Below are 964 nucleotides of genomic sequence, written 5' to 3'. Positions count from 1 at the left end.
ATCGGCTACTCCACAGTCTCCAACTGAACTCGGCCAATCCTCGACCCAGACAAGAATTCTGGTAGACCGAAGCTAGCTCTGTACAGCAGAGAATATCGCCGAATGCGCTCCCAAGTCAAACCAGGTCCGCGAGACTTGTACGCGCCACCGGCTATGAGGATGACGATAACGGTAGGGGGTCGAGTGCCGGGCTTGCTCGCGCCCGCTGGCTCGCGGAGGCTCGGGTTTCGCCACGCGTTCAGTCGGACGAGGTGTATTACTTCACCCGAGCCGCGCCAGAGTTACCGTCGTCCGCCGCCAGCGGCTCCAACGGGAAGACGTCGAAGAGGAACCCGGTGAACGGCTGACCGATAAGTGACCCGCGGCTGATCGACGGCATGCCGATACACGGGATGCCGTCGCGGCCACTACCGGTCGGGTTTCGACGAGTAATGAACCGCATGCGCCTCGAGGTCACCATCGACTGCACCGCGTATACCTCCGTGACCTGTGATGATGTGGCTGCCATCGGCCAGCACAAGTTCCAGTTCGATCACATGGTGGAAGGTGCGGCCGTAGCGGGCCGAATGGTTGCCATTGCACGCCGCGATCGTCTCGCTGCTGGGCAGCAAGCGGATCGGCGAATTCTAAGCGCAACTCGTGCGCGGGTTACGGTTCTTTCTCGTCGTGTTATCGGTGGAAGACCGCGAGTTCGAATACCAGGATAGGTGGTCGAGGAAGACGCAGCGACCATTGCCGCGCTTGAGTCCGGCGATCCCGACCGCGCCCGTCGAGTAGTAAGAGGCGACCCTGACAGTGAGCGGCTGACGGTTGCCGACATCTTCGCCATACGCGCTGGCTCTGCAAGCTCTGACATAACCCAGGCACGGCTAGACGGTATGGAGGCGACTTGAGGCCGAAGGCCTCGGGCTGCAATTGGACGTGGGTTGCCGGTGGCGGGTGAACACTCGCTCCGGTAGAGCCA

General features: G+C 61.6%; 1 protein-coding gene. It reads right to left on the bottom strand.

Features of this window, described 5'->3' with window-relative positions; all coding sequences use genetic code 11:
* Positions 1-256: 256 nt before the first annotated feature.
* Positions 257-442 (bottom strand): hypothetical protein, encoded by a 186-nt coding sequence (locus SKC41_RS31735; RefSeq protein WP_330981555.1) that lies wholly within the window; start codon positions 440-442, stop codon positions 257-259.
* Positions 443-964: the final 522 nt, after the last annotated feature.

It is taken from the genome of Mycobacterium sp. 050128, from assembly GCF_036409155.1.
In the GTDB taxonomy this organism is placed as follows: Bacteria; Actinomycetota; Actinomycetes; order Mycobacteriales; family Mycobacteriaceae; genus Mycobacterium.
The sequence above is the reverse complement of the archived record's forward strand: the minus strand, read 5'-3'. Positions and strand labels throughout refer to the sequence as shown.

What these genes read in the sequence shown, in the direction of transcription:
- SKC41_RS31735 (WP_330981555.1), bottom strand. Translation starts at nt 442, where the DNA reads ATGCGGTTCATTACTCGTCGAAACCCGACCGGTAGTGGCCGCGACGGC.